The 16,136-nt window shown below is 73.5% G+C and carries 20 protein-coding genes; 11 read left to right on the forward strand and 9 right to left on the reverse strand.

Going from position 1 to position 16,136, the window contains the following annotated elements; all coding sequences use genetic code 11:
• Window positions 1-51 precede the first annotated feature (51 nt).
• Window positions 52-711 (reverse strand): DUF2306 domain-containing protein, encoded by a 660-nt coding sequence (locus AC1DQC_RS00985; protein ID WP_477049362.1) that lies wholly within the window; start codon window positions 709-711, stop codon window positions 52-54.
• A 110-nt stretch (window positions 712-821) separates the two neighbouring features.
• A complete protein-coding gene (locus AC1DQC_RS00990) occupies window positions 822-2,540 on the reverse strand; it encodes a lipase family protein (RefSeq protein WP_477049363.1) in 1,719 nt (572 codons plus the stop codon).
• A gap of 60 nt (window positions 2,541-2,600) precedes the next feature.
• On the opposite strand from AC1DQC_RS00990, the gene AC1DQC_RS00995 reads away from it, so the two are divergent.
• Window positions 2,601-3,686 (forward strand): serine hydrolase domain-containing protein, encoded by a 1,086-nt coding sequence (locus tag AC1DQC_RS00995; RefSeq protein WP_477049364.1) that lies wholly within the window; start codon window positions 2,601-2,603, stop codon window positions 3,684-3,686.
• On the forward strand, window positions 3,683-4,456 hold the full coding sequence (locus tag AC1DQC_RS01000) for an isocitrate lyase/PEP mutase family protein (protein WP_477049365.1): 774 nt from the start codon (window positions 3,683-3,685) through the stop codon (window positions 4,454-4,456). The genes AC1DQC_RS00995 and AC1DQC_RS01000 overlap by 4 nt, the downstream gene beginning before the upstream one ends.
• A 4-nt stretch (window positions 4,457-4,460) precedes the next feature.
• Here AC1DQC_RS01000 and AC1DQC_RS01005 read toward each other — a convergent pair whose 3' ends face one another.
• The 3 genes from AC1DQC_RS01005 to AC1DQC_RS01015 are packed head-to-tail and all read right to left on the reverse strand — an operon-like array spanning window position 4,461 to window position 7,027.
• Window positions 4,461-4,763 (reverse strand): hypothetical protein, encoded by a 303-nt coding sequence (locus AC1DQC_RS01005; RefSeq protein ID WP_477049366.1) that lies wholly within the window; start codon window positions 4,761-4,763, stop codon window positions 4,461-4,463.
• Window positions 4,760-6,679: a M3 family metallopeptidase gene (locus tag AC1DQC_RS01010; RefSeq protein ID WP_477049367.1), complete on the reverse strand. Its 1,920-nt coding sequence runs from the start codon at window positions 6,677-6,679 to the stop codon at window positions 4,760-4,762. The genes AC1DQC_RS01005 and AC1DQC_RS01010 overlap by 4 nt, the downstream gene beginning before the upstream one ends.
• A gap of 54 nt (window positions 6,680-6,733) precedes the next feature.
• Window positions 6,734-7,027, reverse strand: coding sequence for a DUF1905 domain-containing protein (locus AC1DQC_RS01015; RefSeq protein WP_477049368.1), 294 nt, complete (start codon window positions 7,025-7,027; stop codon window positions 6,734-6,736).
• Between the two features lie 78 nt (window positions 7,028-7,105).
• Here AC1DQC_RS01015 and AC1DQC_RS01020 point away from each other — a divergent pair, with 78 nt between their 5' ends.
• Window positions 7,106-7,987 (forward strand): aminoglycoside phosphotransferase family protein, encoded by an 882-nt coding sequence (locus AC1DQC_RS01020; RefSeq protein ID WP_477049369.1) that lies wholly within the window; start codon window positions 7,106-7,108, stop codon window positions 7,985-7,987.
• Here AC1DQC_RS01020 and AC1DQC_RS01025 read toward each other — a convergent pair.
• Both AC1DQC_RS01025 and AC1DQC_RS01030 read right to left on the reverse strand, forming a co-directional pair.
• The gene (locus AC1DQC_RS01025; RefSeq protein ID WP_477049370.1) at window positions 7,971-8,312 is read right to left on the reverse strand and encodes an ArsR/SmtB family transcription factor; all 342 of its coding nucleotides are present in this window, start codon (window positions 8,310-8,312) and stop codon (window positions 7,971-7,973) included. The two genes, AC1DQC_RS01020 and AC1DQC_RS01025, sit on opposite strands and share 17 nt — an antisense overlap.
• The gene (locus AC1DQC_RS01030) at window positions 8,309-8,767 is read right to left on the reverse strand and encodes an SRPBCC family protein (RefSeq protein ID WP_477049371.1); all 459 of its coding nucleotides are present in this window, start codon (window positions 8,765-8,767) and stop codon (window positions 8,309-8,311) included. Before AC1DQC_RS01030 ends, AC1DQC_RS01025 begins: the two co-directional genes overlap by 4 nt.
• Window positions 8,768-9,057: 290 nt before the next feature.
• Here AC1DQC_RS01030 and AC1DQC_RS01035 point away from each other — a divergent pair, with 290 nt between their 5' ends.
• Together AC1DQC_RS01035 and AC1DQC_RS01040 are read left to right on the forward strand one after the other, a co-directional pair.
• Window positions 9,058-9,552, forward strand: a complete 495-nt coding sequence (locus tag AC1DQC_RS01035; protein WP_477049372.1) for an FBP domain-containing protein — start codon at window positions 9,058-9,060, stop codon at window positions 9,550-9,552.
• 32 nt (window positions 9,553-9,584) lie between these two features.
• A complete protein-coding gene (locus tag AC1DQC_RS01040; RefSeq protein WP_477049373.1) occupies window positions 9,585-10,310 on the forward strand; it encodes a RibD family protein in 726 nt (241 codons plus the stop codon).
• Here the strand turns inward: AC1DQC_RS01040 and AC1DQC_RS01045 are convergent.
• Together AC1DQC_RS01045 and pdxH are read right to left on the reverse strand one after the other, a co-directional pair.
• Complete coding sequence (locus tag AC1DQC_RS01045; protein WP_477049374.1) at window positions 10,292-11,065, reverse strand: methyltransferase domain-containing protein; 774 nt, start codon at window positions 11,063-11,065, stop codon at window positions 10,292-10,294. The genes AC1DQC_RS01040 and AC1DQC_RS01045 overlap by 19 nt on opposite strands.
• 1 nt (window position 11,066) lies before the next feature.
• Window positions 11,067-11,735, reverse strand: coding sequence for a pyridoxamine 5'-phosphate oxidase (pdxH, locus tag AC1DQC_RS01050; protein ID WP_477049375.1), 669 nt, complete (start codon window positions 11,733-11,735; stop codon window positions 11,067-11,069).
• 64 nt (window positions 11,736-11,799) lie between these two features.
• Between pdxH and AC1DQC_RS01055 the strand changes: the two genes are divergently transcribed.
• From AC1DQC_RS01055 to AC1DQC_RS01080, 6 genes are all read left to right on the forward strand, one after another.
• Window positions 11,800-12,141: a hypothetical protein gene (locus AC1DQC_RS01055; RefSeq protein ID WP_477049376.1), complete on the forward strand. Its 342-nt coding sequence runs from the start codon at window positions 11,800-11,802 to the stop codon at window positions 12,139-12,141.
• Between the two features lie 42 nt (window positions 12,142-12,183).
• On the forward strand, window positions 12,184-13,005 hold the full coding sequence (locus tag AC1DQC_RS01060; protein ID WP_477049377.1) for a class I SAM-dependent methyltransferase: 822 nt from the start codon (window positions 12,184-12,186) through the stop codon (window positions 13,003-13,005).
• A 19-nt stretch (window positions 13,006-13,024) separates the two neighbouring features.
• Window positions 13,025-14,035, forward strand: a complete 1,011-nt coding sequence (gene glsA, locus AC1DQC_RS01065) for a glutaminase A (RefSeq protein ID WP_477049378.1) — start codon at window positions 13,025-13,027, stop codon at window positions 14,033-14,035.
• A 73-nt stretch (window positions 14,036-14,108) separates the two neighbouring features.
• The gene (locus AC1DQC_RS01070) at window positions 14,109-14,579 is read left to right on the forward strand and encodes a TM2 domain-containing protein (RefSeq protein ID WP_477049527.1); all 471 of its coding nucleotides are present in this window, start codon (window positions 14,109-14,111) and stop codon (window positions 14,577-14,579) included.
• A 59-nt stretch (window positions 14,580-14,638) separates the two neighbouring features.
• Entirely contained in the window at window positions 14,639-15,229 is a 591-nt protein-coding gene (locus AC1DQC_RS01075; protein WP_477049379.1) for a carboxymuconolactone decarboxylase family protein, read from the forward strand.
• Window positions 15,226-16,116, forward strand: a complete 891-nt coding sequence (locus AC1DQC_RS01080) for an RNA polymerase sigma-70 factor (protein WP_477049380.1) — start codon at window positions 15,226-15,228, stop codon at window positions 16,114-16,116. Before AC1DQC_RS01075 ends, AC1DQC_RS01080 begins: the two co-directional genes overlap by 4 nt.
• Window positions 16,117-16,136: the final 20 nt, after the last annotated feature.

Here is a 16,136-nt window from a genome sequence, read left to right on the forward strand (position 1 = left end):
CGGCCCCGGCGACGATAGCGGCCGACGACGACATCGCGGCGGAGCGCCCCGTCAGGTCGCGACGAGCACGCCCCGGCGTGCCGACCGGACGGCCGTGCGCCGCCGGCGGATGATCCACTCCGCCACGGCGAGGTTGATCATCCAGGCCGCGCCCATCAGCAGCGCGCGCGTGGTCACGCTCGGGGCGCCGAGCGCGAGCGTCCACGGCGCGAAGATCACCGCCTGCGTGCCGGCGCCCTGCCCGATGGCGTAGCCCCGGGTCATCCACGCGCTGTGCGTGACGATGTCGCCCCGACGCACGAACACGACGCCGAGCACCAGCGACGCGACCATGAACGACCCGAAGACCCAGCGGAACACCTCGAGCAGGGTGCCGTCGGACGCCGGCAGGTCGGAGAACGACGCCATCCAGAGGCCCGCGAGCGCGGCCAGGATCCCCGCGGGCGCGACCACCCGTCCGGCGACCCGGTGCCAGGCGGGCCGGCGTCGGCGCAGGCCCGGGTGGAACTGGAACGCGCCGAGCAGCAGGAACACCGTCGCGCACACGATGTGGACCACGACCGGCACGGGCATCGTGACGAAGCGCTCGTTCTCCGGGGTGACCGCCGGGTCGCTGCTCAGCTCCGCCAGGCGGATCGACCCCGCGAGCATCGGGACCAGGCTCAGCAGGATCAGGCCGGCGGGGATGCGCCACGCGTGCTTCGGAACCATCGGACTCCCTCTCGTCGGGCTGCGTCTCGTCTGACGAGAGCCTCTCGACTGCGGGCGGCCGTGACATCGGTCGTTCGCCTGCCCCTGTGCTCGGCCGTTCGGCCGAGGAATCAGGGGCAGGTGTCGGTCGCCGGCCGGCCCGCGAAGCGGTCCGTCGTCCACGCGAGCAGGTCCGGGACCAGGGGCGAGTCGGGCTCGACGAGCGGGACGTGCCCGCGCCCGGCGTACGTGCGGTAGTCCACTGCGTACCCCGCGGCGCAGCGGGCGTCGACGTACGCGTCCTGCGCGGCGGGGACGACGAGGCCGTCGTCGGCACCCTGACCGACGAGGAGCGGTGCCGAGATCGGTCCCGACGGGACGTTCTGCTCGAGGCGTGCGAGGAACGGCCCGCTGCTCGGGTCGCCGGACCAGATCGGCTTGTCGAGGGACACGGAGGTCAGCGCTGAGACCAGGATCCCCGGCTCCGCGAGGCAGCGTTGAGCCATCTCCCGCACGATGATCCGCGCGCCCGGCCTGACCAGGTCGTCGTAGGTGACGTCCGGGTAGGTCGCGGTGTACGCGTCCACGACGTAGGACGCGAAGAGCTCGCCGCCGGTCACCCCCTCCGTCGCGTCGACCAGACCCGGCAGGTTGCTGGCGGGCGCGAGCGCAGCGACGCCGTCGATCTCCAGCTCGGGTGCATAGGTGGGAGCGAGCATCCCCGCCCAGAGCGCCGCGTGCCCGCCCTGCGAGTGGCCCCAGACCACGGTCTGCTCCGACAGGTGCGCGTCGGTGAGCTGGTGAGCGGCACGGACCGCGTCGAGGACCGAGCGGCCCTCGCCCTGTCCGATGAGGTACGGGTGCTGGCCGGCGACGCCGAGGCCGATGTAGTCGGCGGCGATCATCGCCCAGCCCGCGCCCAGGACCTCGTCCTGCAGGAACATGGCGCCGGCGGCCAGCCCGTCGTCGAGGACGGAGGGTGCGCAGCCCGGCGCGACGCCGGTCGTGCCGTGCGCCCACGCGACGACGGGGATCGGACCCGTCCCGTCGGGGGTGACCACCAGCCCGCTCGCGACCGCCGGCTCCCCCTCGTCCCGGGTCGTCGTGTAGAGGATCTTCCAGGCCGTGGCGCCGGCGGGGATCTCGTCGCTGTGGAACGGCTCGGTGCGTAGGAGCACGCCCGGCGCGGAGGGGACGTCGTCCGGCGCGTCGTAGAACGCGTCGGGCATCGGCACCCTGCTCTGCAGGACGAGGCTCACCGCGACCAGCAGCACGGCGACGAGCGCGCCCAGCAGGTTCCCCGCCAGCCGCCACCACCCGCCGCGCGGCCGATCGGGCAGCCTGGCCGGGGTGTGTTGCCGCCGGAAGAACCCCACGATCTCGGTGATGCCGACCACCACCAGCCACGCTCCGAAGAGCACCGCGATCACGAGCACCGTCACGTCGGGCCAGGAGAGGGCGAGGACGCCGAACGCGATCGACGTCATGCCGCCCAGCACCGCGCTCGCCCGGGCGGTGCCGTGCACGTGTGGGACGTGGGCCAGGTCGACGGCCCCGCCGACGACGAGCGCGAGACCGACGACGACCGTGGCGACCACGATCGACGCGCCCGGCCAGACGACGATCGCGATGGCGGCGACCAGGTGGACGATGCCCCGCAGCACCGTCGACAGGACGCCGTCCCGCACCACCAGCCCGGAGATCCCGGTGATCGTCAAGCCGATGACGAGCACCACCATGAGGACGGCGAGCGACGAGAACGGCCGGATCGTCAGCACGGCCCCGACCAGCACGGACACGATCCCGAGGATCAGCCGCAGCCCGTGCGACTCCCGCACCGGTGACTCCATGCCGCCGAACCTAGAGCACCTCGGCGGGTCGCTGTCGGAGCCTCGGTGCAGGGTGGGGGGATGGACGTGGAGCGGGTGGTCGCGGAGCGGGTCGCGTCGGGCGAGGTGCACGGCGCGGGGTGGCTGGTGGACCGAGGCGGGTCGGTGAGCAGCGGGGTCGCCGGCATCGCGCGGTCCGACTCGATCTTCCGGATCTCGTCGGTGACCAAGCCGGTGGTCGCGGCGCTGGCGATGGCGCTGGTCGACGACGGCGCGTTGGGCCTCGACGACGACGTCGACGCCTGGCTCCCCGAGCTGGCGGACCGGCGCGTGCTGCGCACCCCCGACAGCCCGCTCGACGACACGGTCCCGGCGGGGCGGCCCGTCACCGTGCGCGACGTGCTCGAGTTCCGGCTCGGCATCGGGATGGACTTCGGCGGGCCGTTCCCCGGCGCGGTGCTCGGCGCGCTCGCGGAGCGCGGCCTGCCCGTCGGACCGCCGTCGCCGCAGCACGCACCACCGCCCGACGAGTGGATGCGGGTCCTCGGCTCGGTGCCCCTCGCCGTGCAGCCCGGCGCGCGCTGGCTCTACAACACGAGCGCGCAGGTGCTCGGCGTGCTCCTCGCCCGCGCCGGGGGCCGCCCGTTGCCCGAGCTGCTCGCCGCACGTTTGCTCGACCCGCTCGGCATGACGGACACCGGGTTCCACGTGCCCGCCGGCGCGTTGTCGCGACTCGACCGGCAGTGGCTGGGCGAGGACGTCTACGACGAGGTCGACGGGCAGTGGTCGCGACCGCCCGCGTTCCCCGACGCCGCCGCGGGGCTGGCGTCGTCGGTCGCGGACCTGCACGCGTTCGCGCTGATGCTCCGCGCCCGTGGGGCCACCGTGCTGAGCCCGCAGTCGGTGACCGCGATGACGTCCGCGCACGTCGGCGCGCATGATCCCGAGGGACGCGAAGGATGGGGCCTCGGGCTCGGCGTGTTCCTGCGGGACGCGCCCGACGGTCGGCACGCCGGCTCGTTCGGCTGGGACGGCGGTCTCGGGCAGACGTGGTGGACTGACCCGGTGACCGACACCATCGCGATCCTGCTCACCACGGACGCCTGGACGTCGCCCCAGCCGTCGCCGGTGTTCACCGACTTCTGGCGTGCGGCGTTCTCCTCATGACGACGTTCAGCGCCCTGCACGACGGGCCCACCCCGCTGCTGCTGCCCAACGCCTGGGACGTCGGGTCGGCGCTGGCGTTCGTCGACGCCGGCTTCCCGGCCGTGGGCACCACGAGCTTCGGCGTCGGCGCCGCGACGGGCCGACCCGACGGCGGTCGCGCGACGCGCGTCACCACGCGCGAGCTCGTCCTGCGGCTGGCGCACCTGCCCGTGCCCGTCTCCGCGGACGTCGAGGACGGGTTCGACGACGACCCGGACACGGTCGCCACCTACGTCAGGGGTCTGCCGGTCGCCGGCATCAACCTCGAGGACAGCACCGACGGCCGGCTGGTCGAGACCGCACGTCATGCGGCCAAGGTCGCGGCGGTCGTCCACGCATGCCCCGACCTGTTCGTCAACGCGCGCGTCGACACCTTCTGGTTCGACCAGCACGCCACGCTGCAGGCGACCGTCGCCCGGGCGCTCGCCTACGTCGACGCGGGCGCCGGCGGGATCTTCGTCCCGTTCGTCCCGGGCGTGCTCACCCCCGCCGACCTGCACGTCCTTGCCCGGGAGATCCCGGTGCCGCTCAACGTCCTGGCGATGCCGGGCCTGAGCCTGGCCGAGCTCGGTGACCTCGGCGTCCGCCGGGTCAGCACCGGCTCGCTGCCCTACCGTGCGGCGGTCGACTCCGCGGTCCAGGTGGCGGCCGCCGTCCGCGACGGGCTGCCGGTGCCGGCCGTGACCTCGTACGCGGACATGCAGGAACGCCTGCGCCGCTACGGCGCCTGAGCGCTCAGACGAGCCGCTCGACGAAGGCGATGACCGTCGAGTCGTTCCACCCGTCGATGCCCTCGAACACCGTCACGCGCTCGGGCGACGCCATCCACGCCTGCTCGAGCCGGCGGAACTCCTCGACGTCACCCTCGGCGCTGACGGCCCAGGTGAACTCGGCGGTCTCCCGGTTGAGGTACGCGGACTCGACGGTGAACCCGTAGGCCGCCCGGGCGGGCACCAGCAGTGAGGGCCACCACGCGAGGAAGTCGTCGACCAGGTGCGGCTTGAGGTTGTAGCGACGCAGCTGCACGGTCCGGCTCATGCGCCCTCCTCCAGCCACGCCTCGAAGGCGTCGAACGACGACGGCCGGCCGAGAAAGCTCTCGACCAGGTCGGCGGCGTCGGCCGACCCACCGGGCGCCAGGATCGCCTCCCGGTAGCGGCGGCCGACGACCGGGTCCATGAGGCCGTCCGTGAACGCGGTGCGCAGGTCCTTCGCGATGATCAGGCTCCAGAGGTACGTGTAGTACGCGGACCCGTAGCCGTCGAGATGCCCGAACCCGGCGTACTGGTGCGTGCCGGCGATCGGGGTGTACGGGCCGAAGCGGGCATCGACGTCGGCGGTGTACGCGGCGAGGTCGGCCGGTGGGTCGGCGTGCAGGCCGTAGGACAGGGCCGTGTAGTTGAGCTGCCGGCGCGTCCACGCGCCGCGCGCGAAGCCGTCGGCCCGGCGCATCGCAGCGACCAGGTCCGCGGGGATGGGCTCGCCGGCGGCGTTCGTCGCGAAGGAGCCCAGCACGCCCGCGTCCCAGCCCCACTCCTCGAGCAGCTGGCTGGGCGCCTCGACGAAGTCCCACTCGGTGGCCACGCCCGTGAACATGGCCCACGGCTGCCGGCCGCCGAGCACCTCGTGCACCAGGTGGCCCAGCTCGTGGAAGAACGTCAGCACGTCGTCGTGCTCCATGAGGCCGGTGGGGAAGTTGCAGACCAGGACTCCCTCCGGCAGCGACCGCCCCGCGATGCCCGGCACCAGCCCGAACTGGGCGGCGTGGTTGAACTTCCCCGGTCGCGGGTGCATGTCCAGGTACACCCGGCCGATCAGCTCGCCGTCGGCGGCGACGTCGTAGACCTGGACGTCGTCGTGCCAGGTGGGCACCTCGACGGGCTGCAGGGAGATGTCGAACAGCCGCTGCACCACGTCGAGGATGCCGGGCAGCACGGCCTCGTAGCGGAAGTACTCGCGGACGGTGCGGGCGTCGACGTCGTAGTCCTCGTTCTTGATCACCTGCTCGTAGTAGAGGTTGTCCGCGGGAGTGACCGCCGTCGCGTCGGGGACGTCCTGCCGGTAGCGCGCGAGCATGACGTCGACGTCCCGGGCGGCCGGAGCCGCGGTGAGGGCGTCGAGCCGCTCGATCAGGTCGGCGATCGCCTGGCCGGAGCCGATCATCTTGACCTCGGCGTCGTAGGTCGGCCAGTCCGGGTAGCCCAGCAGCGTGGCGCGCTCGGCCCGCAGCCGGAGCAGCTCCGCCAGCAGCGGCTCGTTGGCGGGCCAGCCAAGGGACTGGTGCTCGCGGGTGAGTGCGAGCCGGACGTCGGGGTCGGTCGCGTACGTGCGGACGGGCAGCAGGTCCGGGTACTCCGTGGTCAGCGTGACGAGCCCGTCCTCGCCGGCGGGGTGCTCCGCGCGGAAGTCGTCGGGGAGCCCGTCCAGCTGCTCGGGCCGGACCGTGATGCTCCGCACTCCGTCGCGGATGTTACGGGAGAACTCCAGACCGATCTCCGTGCAGCGCTGGGCCAGCGCGCGCAGCCGCTCGCGGTCCTCGGGCGAGCGGTCCACGCCAGCCCGTCGGAAGTCGCGCAGCACGTGCTCGCGGACGCGTGCCGCACCGGCGTCCAGGCCGTCGGGCTCGGTGGCGGCGAGCACCTGCCACAGCTCGTGGTCCAGGCCGCGCTCCGTGCCCAGGTCCTCGGCCGCCTGCGCCCGCTCCTCCGCGGCGGCCCGCAGCTCGGCGTCGGGGTGCACCTCGGCGAGCAGGTGCGCCGCGGCCGACGCCGACCCCAGCGCGATGTCCGCGTCGTTCCAGAGGGCGAGCACCTCGGCCGTCGTCCGCGGCGTGCCGTCCTTCAGGGTGGCGACCAGTGCGCGGGCGTCGTCGAGGGACGCGTCGACGGTGGTCGCGAGGTAGTCCGGCCAGGCGGCGGCGTCGGACGGGAACGAGGTCGGCGGCTGCGCAGGCATGGGCCGACGATATCCGCCTGCCCGCCGAGCGCAGCCGCGATTTTCGCGCGCCCGTCAGCGCGGACCGCCCAGGATCAGCCGGACGGTGACCGTGTCGCCGACGTCGAGGTACTCGGCCTTGCGCACCATCGCCTTGACCGGGACCAGGTAGCGCCCGTCCTTGGGGAACAGGGACGTCTCCCACTCCGTGTCGTCGATGCGCGCGAGCACCGGGATCACCCCCCACCCGTAGGTGACCATCGACGACACGGCCTTGATGCTCGCGCTCTCCGCCTCCGGCACCGGCACGTAGTGGAACGGCGACGGACCCCGCCAGTAGATGATCTCGCCGCTGAACTCGAGCTCCATCGGCCCAGGATCGCGCCCGTGCGGGTCGCCCGACAATCCGGTTGTCCGCGGTGAGCACCTCCTGCTCGACTGGTCCGGATGGCCACCACAGGGATGCACGCCGACGAGCTCGACCTGCCCGTCGACCTGGTGCGGCGACTCGTCGCCACCCAGCTGCCGCGGTGGGCGGACCTCCCGGTCCGGCGGGTCGCCTCGAGCGGCACGGACAACGCGATGTTCCGGCTGGGCGACGAGCTCGTCGTCCGGCTGCCGCGCATCCACTGGGCGAGCGGCGGTGTCGACCACGAGGCGCGGTGGCTGCCCCGGGTGCACGGCCTGCTGCCCGTGACCATCCCCCGGGTGATCGCCGTCGGGGACCCGACCGACGAGTACCCGTGGACCTGGTCGGTGCTGAGCTGGGTCCCCGGCGTGAACCCCCGGCTCGGCGAGCTCCGGGAGCCCGAGGTCCTGGCCCGTGACCTCGCGGCGCTGGTCCGCGCCGTACGGGCGATCGACCTCGACGGTGGCGTCGCCAAGGCCGGACCGCTCGCCGACCGCGACGAGCAGGTCCGCCGGGACATCGCCGCGCTGACCGACGAGATCGACACGGCCCGGGTCACGGCGATCTGGGAGCACGCGCTCGCCACGGCCGAGTGGGCCGGCGAGCGCACGTGGGTGCACGGCGACGTCGCCCCCGGGAACCTCCTGCTGGTCGACGACCGGCTCACGGGGCTGATCGACTTCGCGGGGATCGGCGTCGGCGACCCCACGCTGGACCTCGGCGTCGCCTGGAACCTCCTGCCGCCGCGGGCCCGCGCCGTGTTCCGGGACGAACTCGAGGTGGACGACCCGACGTGGACGAGGGCCCGCGCCCGCGCGCTCGCGCAGGCCCTCGTCCAGCTGCCGTACTACCGCGACACCAACCACGCCCTGGCGTCCAACGCCCGGCACGTGATCCGCGAGGTCACCGCGGAGGCGTGACGTCCTCGTCCGACAGGGACTCGGCGATGCGCGCGATCGAGGACAGCCGGCTGTCCCACTCGGCGCCGATCGCCTCGAGCGCCCGGGCGGTCTCGCTCAGCCGGGAGCCGAGGGCGCGGTACCGGATCTCGCGCCCGGCGCGGACCGACTCCACCAGGCCGGCGTCTGCCAGCACCGCCAGGTGCTTCGCGATGGCCTGCCGGGACACCGGGAAGCGTGTGGCCAGCGCCGATGCCGACAGCTCTGCCCGGCCCAGCTCCTGCAGGACGGCCCAGCGGGTGTCGTCCGCGAGCGCGGCGAAGACCGGGACCAGGGTCGCGGTCACGGGGTGGCCTCGACGAAGGCGACCAGCTCGTCCAGCTCGCTGGTCCAGCCCTCACGGTTGGAGTTCATCGCGTCGACGGGGTCCCGGCCGAGCAGGCCGAAGCCGGACTCGACGACGCTGAGCACCGTCGCGTCGCCGTCCGGGACCAGCGTGAAGCGGACCAGCGTGGAGTTGTCGGGGCGGAGGGGCTCGGCGGGGGTGCCCCACGTGAACGCGAAGACGACCGGCTCGTCGTACTCCTCGATCCGCACGGGGAACTCGCCGTAGTCCGCCCAGCCGAACGTCCCCTCCCCGCCCACGCGCAGGTCGGGCAGCGACGCGGAGGTGCCGAACCACTGGGAGATCAGGTCGTCGCGCGTGAGGGCCGCCCACACCCGCGCGGGCGTCGCCCTGATGTGCACGGTGCGCGTGACGGTGTAGCTCTCGGTGTCGACGACGGCGGGCGGCTGGGTCATGGTCGATCCTCCGGTTCGGGTGCGGATGCAACTCAAGGGTTGCACTCTGTCCTCCGAGATGCAACTCCTCGGTTGCTGCTTTGACTCGTCGGTGGCCGAGAGCGCACCATCGGTGCGAGCTGTGCCGCGGGACGAGCCCCCGGCCGTCGGATCGGAGCGCATCACGATGCAGCGGGGAAGCGGGGCGGCCGTCGAGGCCTGCTCAGTCGGCGACCGGACGCCCGCCCGGCACGCCTGACGCCACACGGCGCTCAGGCGTGCACTCCCACGTCGCACGAGAGCCGAGACCCATGAACCCCCTGACCGAACCCCAGATCCGCGCGTCCTTCGTGAACTGCTCGAAGCGCGAGGCCGCCCAGCTGACCCTGCCCGCCGACCTGGCCGACCTGCGCTGGGACCGCCTCGACTACCTCGGGTGGATCGATCGCAAGGCGCCCCTGCGCGCGTACGTCGTCATCCCCGTCGGCGACACCCTGGTGGGCGTGACCCTGCGCTCGCCCGAGGGCACCGCCAAGCGCCGCCGAGCCGTCTGCGCCTGGTGCGAGGACGTGTACGCGACCGAGGACGTCTCGATGTACGTCGCCCGCCGCGCCGGCGGACCCGGCCGCAACGGCGACACCATCGGCACCCTGATCTGCACGAACTTCGACTGCTCCGGCAACGTCCGGCGCAAGCCGACGATCATCGAGGCCGGTCAGGACCCCGTCGGGGTGGTGCAGCGCCGCATCGAGGGGCTGCGCGAGCGCTCCGAGCGGTTCGCCCGCGAGGTCCTGCGCGAGCTCTGAGCCGTGTGGGCGGGTGGTCGTACCGTCCCGGGATGACCACCCGCCCGCGCGTCATCGTGTCCGTCACGGCCACGGTCGACGGCCGGATCACCCTGAGCCGCGACGAGCGGCTCCTCGACGACGCGGTGGACCGGCGGTGGAAGGACCTGTGGCCGGCGGACGCGGACGCGCTCGTCGCGCGGCGGGCGGCGGCGATCGGGCGGCACCGTCCGACCGTCGTCCTCGAGGGCAGCGGCACCTTCGTCCCCGACGACGCCGGCCCGGTGGACCTGCCGGAGTCCGACGAGCCGGACCTCTGGTCCGACTTCGTGCCGCGGCGCACCCCGCGGTGGTTCGCGGTGGTGGACGGTCGGGGCCGCGTGCCGTGGACGTTCACGGGCGACGACGAGACGAGCCTGCTGATCCTGGTGTGCCGCCGCACCCCGCGTCCGTACCTCGCGGACCTGCGCCGCCGGGCGATCCCGTACCTCGTCGCCGGGGAACAGCGCGTCGACCTGACGGCCGCGCTGGTCCGGCTGCGCGAGGTGCTCGGCGCGGAGTGCGTCGTGTCGGAGGGCGGCGGCGGACTCAACGCCGCGCTGCTCGACGCCGGTCTGGTCGACGAGCTGCATGTCCTGACCATCCCGGCCCTGGTCGGCGGGCAGGGCACGCCGTCGATCGTCGACGGGGCGCCGCGGCAGGCGGTCACCTTGAGGTCCACGCACGTCGAGGTCGGGGCGAACGGCTCGATCCTGGCCAGCTACGCCGTCAGCCGGTAGACCGAGACGTGCGATCGGGAGTCTTCGGTGAACTCCGCGCCCGACCAGTCGGCGTGCCGGGTCTCCAGCGTGAAGCCGGCCAGCTGCGCCATGAGGTCGAGCTCGGCCGGCCAGACGTACCGGTGGGCGGTGCGGCCCAGCCGGGCCTGTCGCGTCTCGTCGAACCGGAAGTGGTGCGAGACCACGCGCTGGTGCAGGACGTCGTAGGTGTCCAGGCCGATGTAGCCGGGCTCCGAGAGCCAGACGGTCGCGGCCGTGCCCGGCGGGAGCTTGCGGAGCTCGGGCACCCAGAGCTCGATGACGAACCGCCCGCCGGGGGCCAGGTGTCGCGCGGCGTTGCGGAAGCACGCGACCTGCTCCTCCTGCGTCAGCAGGTTCGCGATGGTGTTGAACACGAGGTACACGAGCCGGAACTCACCGGGGGCGGTCGCGCTCGCCATGTCGCCGACGACCACCGGGATGGTCGCCTCGTCGACCTTGGTGCGGAGCTGCTCGACCATCGGCCGGGACAGCTCGATGCCGACGACGGGCACGCCGCGCTCCGCGAGCGGCACCGCGACCCGGCCGGTGCCGATGGCGAGCTCGAGAGCCCGCCCCCCGTCCGCGAGCGCCGCCAGCCGGTCCACGGTCGGTCCCAGCACCTCCGGCGCGAACATGCCGGTGCCGGGGGTGTCGTACTGCAGCGCGGTCTCGGTGTCCCAGGGGTCGTCCACCGTGCCGACGATGGCAGGGCGCTCCCCGGCCGTCGACGGCATTTCAGGGCTGGCGGCGGTGCACCGTCCACGCCGCGGGCGTGCCGAGGTCCCCGTCTGCGACGCGCGTGAACACGAGGCGGTCGTGCAGCCGGTCCCGGCGTCCGGCCCAGAGCTCGACCTCGTCGCACTCGATGCGCCACCCGCCCCAGCCGTCAGGGACCGGGACGTCGTCCGGCGCGCCCGTGTCGGGGTAGAGCGCGGCGAACCGCTCGTACGTCGCGACGAGCGTCGCGCGGTCGGCGACCGGCTGGGACTGGTCCGACGCCCACGCGCTGATCCGCGACCCCCACGGCCGCGTCGCGAAGTATGCCGCGATGTCGTCGCGCCCCACGGGCACCGCGCGACCGCGGAACCGCACCGCGCGGTACATCGCCGGCCACGTCAGCGACGCCGCGATCGACCCGGTCGCGGTGATCTCCCGGCTCTTGGCCGATCCGAGGTCGGTGACGAACCCCGGGCCGCGCTCGTCGAGGAAGCGCATGAGGACGGTCCGCACGTTCGGCCGGCCGTCGGCGTCGACCGTGGCCACCGACAGGGCGGTCGGCTCGGGGACGTCACCGCGCTCCGCCTGGCGGGCCTCCGCGTCGGCGACCCAGCGGCGGACCTGCTCGAGCGGCGTCGGCGCGAGCCCGCCCTCGTCGAGCCCCTCGCCGGCGTACTCGCTGCGCACCACGCCATCGTCCCCGTTCGTCGACACGTCCCTGGGGGACGATACCCACGGGTACGGTCCTGGCATGCCGGCCTCCCCGACGACCACCCGATTCCCGTGGGCGACGGTCGTGGGCTGGATCGGGCTCCTCGCGGGCGGCGTGTCGGCGGTCGGGGCGGTCGCTGCCGTGGTCTACGCCGTCGAGGGTGCGCGCGACCCGGAGTCGTGGGGTGGCCTCGCAGCCGCGGGCATCCTCGTGTACGCCGTGGTCCCGGCCCTGGCCGCCCTGACTGTCGGGTTCGTGCAGGCGCGGCGCGGCCGGGCGCCGCGGTGGCGGACGCGGACCACGCTCGTCCTGGCGTCGACGGTGCCCGCCCTGATCGGCGCCCTGGTGCTCGTGATCATCGTCGGGAGCCTCGTCTCCTGATTTGTCGTGCGCTGACCGGCTGAACGCTCCTACGGTGACGCGATGGTCGACGAACCGCTCCATCACCACTACGACACCGCGTACGACGAGGACCAGCGCCTCCGGCAGGGTCTGGGCCGCCTCGAGCTCGCCCGGGTCCAGGAGATCGTCCGGCGGCACCTCGCGCCGGGGTCGCGCGTGCTCGACGTCGGCGGCGCGACGGGGGTGCACGCGGAGTGGCTGCTCGCGGACGGGCACACCGTGCACCTGGTCGACCTGCTCGCCGGCCACGTCGCCCGCGCGACCGAGAACCTCGGCGACCACCCGCGCTTCACCGCGACGGTCGGCGACGCGCGCACGCTCCCGCTGGCGGACGCGTCGGTCGACGCCGTCCTGCTGCTCGGGCCGCTGTACCACCTGACCGACCGCGCGGACCGGCTGGCCGTGTGGCGCGAGGCGGCGCGCGTGGTGGTGCCCGGAGGGGTGGTGGTCGCCATGGGGATCTCGCGGTTCGCGTCCTTGTTCGACGGGCTGGCGCAGGCGTACCTCTTCGACCCCGCGTTCCGCGCGATCGTCGCGCAGGACCTGGCCACCGGCGTGCACGAGAACCCGACAGGCGACCCGCGCTGGTTCACCACCGCGTACTTCCACCGGCCCGAGGAGCTGGGCGCCGAGGCGTCGGAGGCCGGCCTCGCCGTGCGCGAGACCGTCGGGGTCGAGGGGATGGGTCACTGGGTGCGGTCGGTGGCGGCGGTGTTCGACGACGGCGCGGACCCCGCCGACCGCGAGGTGGTGCTCGACGCGGCGCGGGCAGTCGAGGCGGAGCCGAGCCTGCTCGGGCTGAGCTCGCACCTGCTCACGACCGCCGTGCGCCCGCCCGGCTAGGGGTCCGTCATGTGCTGGTATGTCACCTGTGAGCGACGACTTCCACGACCCTGAGCTGATCTCGACCGGGCACCTGCCGCGCGAGGAGCTCGTGGTGCGGCTGATGCACGACGCGCACGACCGGTACGCGGGGGTCGACGACGGAGCGGTGGCCGACTACATCCCCGCGCTCGCGGAGGCCGACCCGGCGCTCTTCGGGCTGAGCATCGTCTCGGTCACGGGCGCCTCCCACAGCGTCGGCGACGCCCTGCACGCGTTCTCGATCCAGTCCGTCTCCAAGGCGTTCGTGTTCGCGCTCGTCTGCGACGCGCTCGGCCCGGAGGCGGTGCTCCACGCCGTCGGCGTGAACAACACCGGCCTGCCGTTCAACTCGGTCATGGCGCTCGAGCTGAACGCCGGCAGCCCGATGAACCCGCTGGTCAATGCGGGCGCGCTGGCGACCACGAGCCTCGTGCCGGGCGGCAGTGCCGACGAGAAGTGGGCGTTCCTGCAGGCCGGGCTCTCGGCGTTCGCGGGCCGCCCCCTGGAGCTGGACGCGGACGTGTACGCCTCGGAGGCGGCGCACAACCGTCGCAACCAGGCGATCGCCCGGCTGCTGGAGAGCTACGGCCGGATCGCCCACGACCCGTTGGAGACGACGGACGTCTACACGCGGCAGTGCTCGCTGCTCGTCTCCGCGAAGGACCTGGCCGTCATGGGCGCGACCCTGGCCGACGGAGGCGTGAACCCGGTCACCGGCGAGCGCGTGGTCGACGCGTCGGTGTGCCGCTACGTGCTCGCCGCCCTGGCCACCAGCGGGCTCTACGAGCGGTCCGGCGAGTGGCTGTTCAGCATCGGTCTGCCCGGTAAGAGCGGGGTCTCCGGAGGCATCGTCACCGTCGCCCCCGGCAAGGGCAGCCTGAGCACCTTCTCCCCACGGCTCGACGCCGCCGGCAACAGCGTCCGCGGCCAGCTGGCCACGCGCTACCTCTCGGGCGCACTGGGCCTGAACCTGTTCGCGTCGCGGCCGGAGGTCGCGGAGCGCCCGTAGCCCTGCGGGCGCAGCGGGCTTACCCTCGAAGCATCCGCGTCACCCCTGACCCGCGGGAGTCCCCGTGACCGACATGATGGACCGCCCGACGATCCTCGACCTCGACGACGACCTCGAGCGACCGGTGGTCACACGGCGCCCGCTGCGGGCGCCCGACGCACCGTTCCAGCCCCTGTCGGCCACCGTGCGCTACCCGCCCGGACCGGTGCCGGACGTCGAGGACGCGATGCCTGCCCCCGCCGTCGTACGCGACCCGTGGCAGTGGCCGCAGCTCCGGCTCCGGCTCCCCGTGTGGCAGCGCTCGCGCGTCGCCGCCGGGCTGCTCGGCGTGTTCCTCGGGGCCCTCGGTCTGCACCGCATGTACCTCGGCTACTGGCGCCGGGGCCTGATCATGCTGGCGATCACGGTGATCGGCGGGTTCTTCACGCTGGGGCTGGCGGCGCTGGTGATGGGCTTCTGCGGGTTCGTCGAAGGGCTGCTGTACCTCTCGGTGCGACGCGGGAGGTTCGCCCGCGACGCGCGCGGCCGGCCGCTGCGCGGCTGATCGCTGTCACAGATCCGCCTCGGCCGGTGTCTTCATGTCACCGACACGAGGAGGACGACATGACCAGCACGACGCGGGTCCCCGCGACCGAGATCACCGGGCTCTACGGGGCCCTGGTGAAGAGGTTCAGCTCGAAGATGTTCGGCAAGGTGCCCGAGGCGCTCGGCGTGATGGCGAACAACCCGGCCATCCTGAAGTTCAGCCTGGGACTGGGCCAGAAGTCGGCCCGGTGGCACGCCTGCGACGAGGACCTGAAGTCCTACGCCCACATGGCCGCGGCCTCGTTGATCGGGTGCTCGTGGTGCCTCGACCTGGGCTACTTCCAGGCCCACAACGAGGGTCTGGACATGACCAAGGCGCAGCAGGTGCCGCGCTGGCGCGAGTCGACCGTGTTCACGCCGCTCGAGCGCGACGTGCTGGAGTACGCCGAGGCGATGACGCAGACGCCCCCGACCGTCACCGACGAGCTCTCGGCGCGGCTGCTCGACCAGCTCGGCGCACCTGCCCTGGTCGAGCTGACGTCGTGGGTCGCGCTGGCCAACCTCTATGCGCGGACCAACGCGGCGCTCGGCATCGAGGCCGAGGGGTTCGCCGCGTCGTGCGACCTGCCGCCGCTGGCCCAGCCGAGCCACGTAGCGTCGCAGGCATGACCGAGCCCTCGGCCGTCGACCCGTTCGTCGCGCACCGCAGCCTGCTGTTCACGGTCGCGTACGAGATGCTCGGCTCCGCCGCCGACGCCGAGGACGTCGTGCAGGAAACCTGGCTGCGCTGGGCCGACCTCGCGCCCGCGGCGCGGTCGGAGGTGCGCGACGAGCGGGCGTACCTCGTGCGGATCGTCACCCGGCTCTCGCTCAACCGGATGCGGACGCTGGCACGGCTGCGCGAGGACTACGTCGGCGAGTGGCTACCCGAGCCGCTGCTGACCAGCCCCGACGTGGCCGAGGACGTCGAGCTGGCCGAGAGCCTGTCGTTCGCGATGCTCACCGTGCTGGAGACCCTGGACCCGACGGCTCGGGCGGTGTTCGTGCTCCGGGAGGTCTTCGACACGCCGTACGACGAGATCGCCGACGCCGTCGGCAAGACGTCGGCGGCCGTGCGGCAGATCGCCCATCGCTCCCGCGAGCACGTCGCCGCCCGCCGACCCCGGCAGCAGGTGAGCAAGGCGGAGCAGACCGCGGTGGTGGAGCGGTTCCTCGCCGCGATCCGCGACGGCGACCTGCAGGGCCTGCTCGACGTCCTCGCGCCGGACGTCGTGGTGGTGGCCGACGGCGGCGGGGTCGTCAACGCCGCGCCGCGCCCGATCACCGGTGCCGACCGGGTGGGCCCGTTCCTCGCCGGCCTGGCCGCGCTCACCGACGACGTGGTGTCGACGCCGACCTGGCTCAACGGCGGTCCGGCCGCCCAGGTGCACATCGGCGGCGAGCTCAACACGGTGATGAGCCTGGTGATCGAGGACGGGCGGGTCGCGCGCATCTACGCCGTCCGCAACCCGCACAAGATGACCCGCCTCACCCAGGAGACGGCGCTCAGCCGCTGACCGACCCGACCGTGTCGGAG

This window comes from Cellulomonas sp. P4_H12 (assembly GCF_056400905.1).